The 4444-nt window shown below is 65.4% G+C and carries 6 protein-coding genes and 1 pseudogene; all 7 read left to right on the top strand.

What is annotated here, in order from left to right; all coding sequences use genetic code 11:
• Positions 1-558, top strand: a pseudogene (locus tag ABJK70_RS20805) (hypothetical protein); the annotation flags it as partial.
• Positions 559-562: 4 nt separating this feature from the next.
• Positions 563-1306: a 3-oxoacyl-[acyl-carrier-protein] reductase gene (gene fabG / locus ABJK70_RS20800; RefSeq protein WP_347258984.1), complete on the top strand. Its 744-nt coding sequence runs from the start codon at positions 563-565 to the stop codon at positions 1304-1306.
• Complete coding sequence (locus ABJK70_RS20795) at positions 1299-2036, top strand: MBL fold metallo-hydrolase (RefSeq protein ID WP_139841024.1); 738 nt, start codon at positions 1299-1301, stop codon at positions 2034-2036. The genes fabG and ABJK70_RS20795 overlap by 8 nt, the downstream gene beginning before the upstream one ends.
• A gap of 14 nt (positions 2037-2050) precedes the next feature.
• Positions 2051-3238 carry a beta-ketoacyl synthase N-terminal-like domain-containing protein gene (locus tag ABJK70_RS20790; RefSeq protein WP_168183756.1) on the top strand — a complete coding sequence of 396 codons (1188 nt, stop codon included), beginning with the start codon at positions 2051-2053 and terminating at the stop codon, positions 3236-3238.
• Between the two features lie 11 nt (positions 3239-3249).
• Positions 3250-3681, top strand: coding sequence for a hypothetical protein (locus tag ABJK70_RS20785; protein WP_086133518.1), 432 nt, complete (start codon positions 3250-3252; stop codon positions 3679-3681).
• 3 nt (positions 3682-3684) lie between these two features.
• Positions 3685-4002: a hypothetical protein gene (locus tag ABJK70_RS20780; protein ID WP_347258983.1), complete on the top strand. Its 318-nt coding sequence runs from the start codon at positions 3685-3687 to the stop codon at positions 4000-4002.
• Positions 3999-4444 (top strand): FAD/NAD(P)-binding protein (locus ABJK70_RS20775; RefSeq protein WP_347258982.1); only part of this gene is annotated, 446 nt, incomplete at its 3' end. The genes ABJK70_RS20780 and ABJK70_RS20775, both read left to right, overlap by 4 nt.

Here is a 4444-nt window from a genome sequence, read left to right as displayed (position 1 = left end):
ATCGTCCTCGGCGAGGCGGCGGCGGTACTGGTATTGGAGGACATGGATTACGCCTTGCGGCGCAAGGCGCCGATCCTTGCCGAGTTCGTTTCCTACGGCCTGACCTCGGACGCCAACCACATCACCGCCCCCCATCCCGAAGGGGACGGCATGGCCCGCGCGATGGACATGGCGCTCCGGAAAGGGAGCGTACAGCCGGAACAGATACGCTACATCAATGCCCACGGCACCGGCACGCAGCTCAACGACAAGTCGGAAACCGCCGCGGTCAAGCGCGTCTTCGGCGAAAAACCCGACGGGCTTTGCATGAGTACGATCAAGCCGATGATCGGCCACACGCTGTCGGCGGCCGGCGCCATCGAAGCCGCCGCGACGGTGCTGAGCCTGCAAGGCCAGTTCGCCCCGCCGACGCTCAACTACCAGACGCCGGACCCCGAATGCGATCTCGACTACGTGCCGAATCGGGCCCGCAATCACGCGATGGAATACGCCATGTCGAATTCCCTGGCCTTCGGCGGCAATAACACCTCTTTGATTTTCAGACGCTATGAAGGGTGAAATCATGGGATTCGAAGACAAGGTCGCGCTGGTGACCGGCGCCTCGCGCGGCATCGGCCGCGCCATCGCCAAAGCGCTCGCGGAGGCGGGCTGCAAAGTGGCCGTGAATTACGCCAGCAACCGCGACAAGGCGGAAGAACTCTGCCGGGAAATCCACGAGGCCGGCGGAACCGCCCGCGCCTATCCGGCGAACGTGGCGACGGCCGCCGAGGTGGAGTCCATGGTCGAGGCGGTGACCGGCGATCTCGGGCCGATCGAGATCCTGGTCAACAATGCCGGCATACTCCGCGACAGCTTTCTCGCCATGATGTCGGAGGCGGCCTTCGACGACGTGGTCGACACCAATCTGAAAGGCACCTTTCTGGTGTCCCGCGCCGTCGTCAAGGACATGATGCGGCGGCGCTTCGGGCGTATCGTCAACGTGGTGTCGATCAGCGGCCTGATCGGAACGCCGGGGCAGGCCAACTATGCCGCCTCCAAGGGCGGTGTCATCGCCATGACCCGCTCGCTCTCCAAGGAACTGGCCCGCTACGGCATCAGCGTCAATGCGCTGGCGCCCGGATTCGTGGACACCGACATGCTGGCCGGCATGAATCCGAAACAGCTCGAGCCGCTGATCAAGTCGGTTCCCATGGGCCGCGCCGGAACCCCGGAGGAAGTCGCCCGTGTCGCTTGCTTCCTGGCGTCGCCCGAAAACAGCTACATGACCGGCCAGGTGATCGTCGTGGACGGAGGTCTCAGTGTCTGAGAAAGCGCGGGTCTACCGCTTGAACCGCCCCACCCGGTTGACGCTTCGCGCCAGTGCGACCCTGGTCGTCGACGGGCCGCGGCGCTTCCTGGTGGACGACGGCGACTTCGCCACGGCGGCGGAACTCGACGCGGTCTTGCGCGGCGTGGTCGGCTTCGGTCTGGACGGCATCACCGACGCCTATTTCACGCACCTGCATTTCGACCATTACAAAGCGTCGGCCCCCGAGTGCCGGAGATGGCGGATTCATGTCCCCCGACAGGAATATCGATTCGTGTGCGAATTGATGCGCTACCGGGAAGACCGCGCAGCTTACAAGGCCTTCCTCAAGGAGAGCCATGAGCTCATCGCGCCGGTGTTTCTGCGCGAATTCCTGCGTCTCGCCACGGATTCGCGCTACGACTTCGAATCGTCCGACCGTGCATGCGAATTCCATCTCTGCGACCCCGGCGAGCAGCTCTCGCCGCACGTCGCCACGGTGGACCTGGCCGGTCATTGCCCCGGCCAGATGGGCCTCTGGGTGGACACCGAACAGGGCGCCTGCATGATCGCCGGCGATGCGGTGCTGTCCTTGGACGACTTTCTCGCCACGGGCATCGACCATCATCTGATCGTCCACGATCGGGAACGGCTCCTGGCCTCCCGCCGCCGTGTCGCCGAGGCCGACTTCGTCGTGCCCGGCCACGGCGAATGGTTCGATCCCCGGCGCGGCAACCTAACACCTTTTTAACGGAGTTATTCGTCATGACTGATCAGATCGTCATTACCGGCATCGGTATCGTGAGTCCCTTGGGCTCCGACGTCGATACAGCCGTCCGGGCTACGGCCGAGCGGAAGACCGGACTCGCGGAGACCGACCGCTTCGGGCCCGAACGCCGCCTCGGCGCCGTTCAGGGATTCGATGTCGCCGATTACCTGAACCCGAAGAAGGCGCGGCGGATGGACCCGATCAATTGCTACACCATCGCGGCCGGCAGCCAGGCACTGGCTAACGCGGAGCTGCCGTCGGACCTGCGCCGGGACTGCGGCCTCCTGGTGGGAACCGGTTTTTCCGGCCTCAACAGCGTCGTGGAGCATCAGAAGAAGTTCCTGCGCGACGGCATCAAGACCCTGAGCCCCGCCCATTTCCCGACCACGGTGTACAACGCCAGCGCCGGCCTCGCCGCGATCGAGCTCGGCGTGGCCGGTCCCAACTCCACCGTCACCGGCGTCGACGTCAGCGGCGAATACGCGCTCCTGTACGCGTCCATGATGCTCCGCCAGGGACTCGCCGAACGCATCCTGGTGGTGGGCGCCGACGAGCTCAGCCCGGCGCTGGTGGAAGCCTTCCACGATTTGGGCTTGGCCGGCGACAAGGATTCCTACCCGTTCGCCCGCCGCCGTTCCGGCTTCGCCCTGGGCGAGGGCGCGGCAGCCCTGCTGTTGGAGACCGAACGAGCCGCGCTGGAGCGCGGGGCGAAGATTCTCGGAACCATCGAAGGCATCGGCCTGCGATCGTCGGCCAAGGACGCGTTCCGCCACGATTCCGATGGGGCCGTCGCGGCGATCGATCAGGCGCTGACTCGAGCCGGGTGCGAACTCGCCGATATGGACTGGGTATCCAGCCCCGCCAACGGCGGCAAAAACCTGGATCGCTCGGACGCGGAGGTCTGGCGGCAGGCGCTCGGCGACTCCTCGGCGAGAGTTTCGGCGATCAAGGCTTATACCGGCGAATTCGCCGCCTCCGGCGTCCTGCGCCTGGCTTTGGGCATCGCTTGCGCCCAGCGCGGAGTCGTCCCGGCGATGAACGAGGGCGTGGACTACGACGAAGGCATTGCCTCCCTTCTCAACTACAGCACGGCACGGGAGCGGGTATCCCGCTTCCTGCACCACGGATCGGGCGTCGGCGGCAGCCACGTCTCCGTGGTCGTCGGCTGCGACTGCGCGGCATAGGACCCAGAGCCATGCGACTCGAACGTTCCGACATCGAATCCCTCCTGCCTCACCGTCACCCCATCCTGATGCCGAACTACATCGACATCGAGACACCGGGCGCGGCCGGGACCGGTCACGTCACCTTGGCCGAGGACCGGATCCTATGGAACGACTGGACCGGGCGCGATCTCGCCGACGAACTGGTGCTGGAAAGCGCCGCGCAGATCATGGGCGTGGTGCTCGCCACCGGCGCGGATCGCCCTGAATCGCGCGACGACGCCCGCCATTTGCTCCTCGGATTCGAGCAAGTGGAGTTCAATGCACCCGCCGATCCGGAACGGGACATCCGTATCGAAGTCCGCATCGAAGCCCGCTTCGGCGGGCTGTGCCGGGGCGGCTTCCGGGCACTTCAGGGCGACGCCGTCGTCGCCGCCGGCAGGCTCACGGTCACGGGAGCTTGAGCCATGACTACGAAATCCTATGTCGTCTCCGGCGAACAACCGGTATTCACGGGCCACTTTCCCGGCAATCCCATACTGCCGGGCGTGTTGCTGCTCGCCTTCGCCCGCAAGGCTCTGACCGAGACCTACGGCCGTCCTTGCCGCATACGCCGCATCGTGCGGCAAAAGTTTCTCGCACCGGTGCTGCCGTCCCAGACCGTTCAGGTGGAATGCGTGCCTACCGGAAGCGATCGCCTGCCGACTGAAGTCGCCTGCCGCTTCGTCAATCAGGACGGCGTCCTGGTCGCCAAAGCGGACCTTGTGGTCGAGTTTTCGTCATGAACCGTCGTTCCGCGCTCAAGGCACTGGCCGTCCTCGGGGGACTCGGACTGGGTGCCGGGGCGACCTTTCGCGTCGACGCCAAAGGCCGGCCGAACCTCGTAAGGCTTCCGAACGCCTTCGACGAAGTCGACCACTTCGGGGTCACGCATCAGGTTCGGGACGGCGTTTCCTTCAAGGTCCCCGAGCCTTCGCTGCGCAAGGATATCGTCATCGTGGGCGGCGGCATTTCGGGGCTGACCGCACTTTATCGGCTCGGCGAGTACGATTGCCTGCTGGTCGAAAAGGAGGACGCTCTCGGCGGCAACTCGCGGCGCCGGCAAAGCGGCGGCATTCATTACCCCTTGGGAGCGCTGGTCAGCCAGGGCCCGGTGGCCCCCTTCATTGATTTCTTCCGGGAACTGGACGTGCCGTTCGAGCCCGTTCTGGGTCCCAGACTGGCCTA

The organism is Methylocaldum sp., assembly GCF_039794385.1.
In the GTDB taxonomy this organism is placed as follows: Bacteria; Pseudomonadota; Gammaproteobacteria; order Methylococcales; family Methylococcaceae; genus Methylocaldum.
This window is presented reverse-complemented; position numbering and strand designations above follow the sequence as displayed.

What these genes read in the sequence shown, in the direction of transcription:
- ABJK70_RS20790 (WP_168183756.1), top strand. Translation starts at nt 2,051, where the DNA reads ATGACTGATCAGATCGTCATTACCGGCATCGGTATCGTGAGTCCCTTG.
- ABJK70_RS20780 (WP_347258983.1), top strand. Translation starts at nt 3,685, where the DNA reads ATGACTACGAAATCCTATGTCGTCTCCGGCGAACAACCGGTATTCACG.
- fabG (WP_347258984.1), top strand. Translation starts at nt 563, where the DNA reads ATGGGATTCGAAGACAAGGTCGCGCTGGTGACCGGCGCCTCGCGCGGC.
- ABJK70_RS20785 (WP_086133518.1), top strand. Translation starts at nt 3,250, where the DNA reads ATGCGACTCGAACGTTCCGACATCGAATCCCTCCTGCCTCACCGTCAC.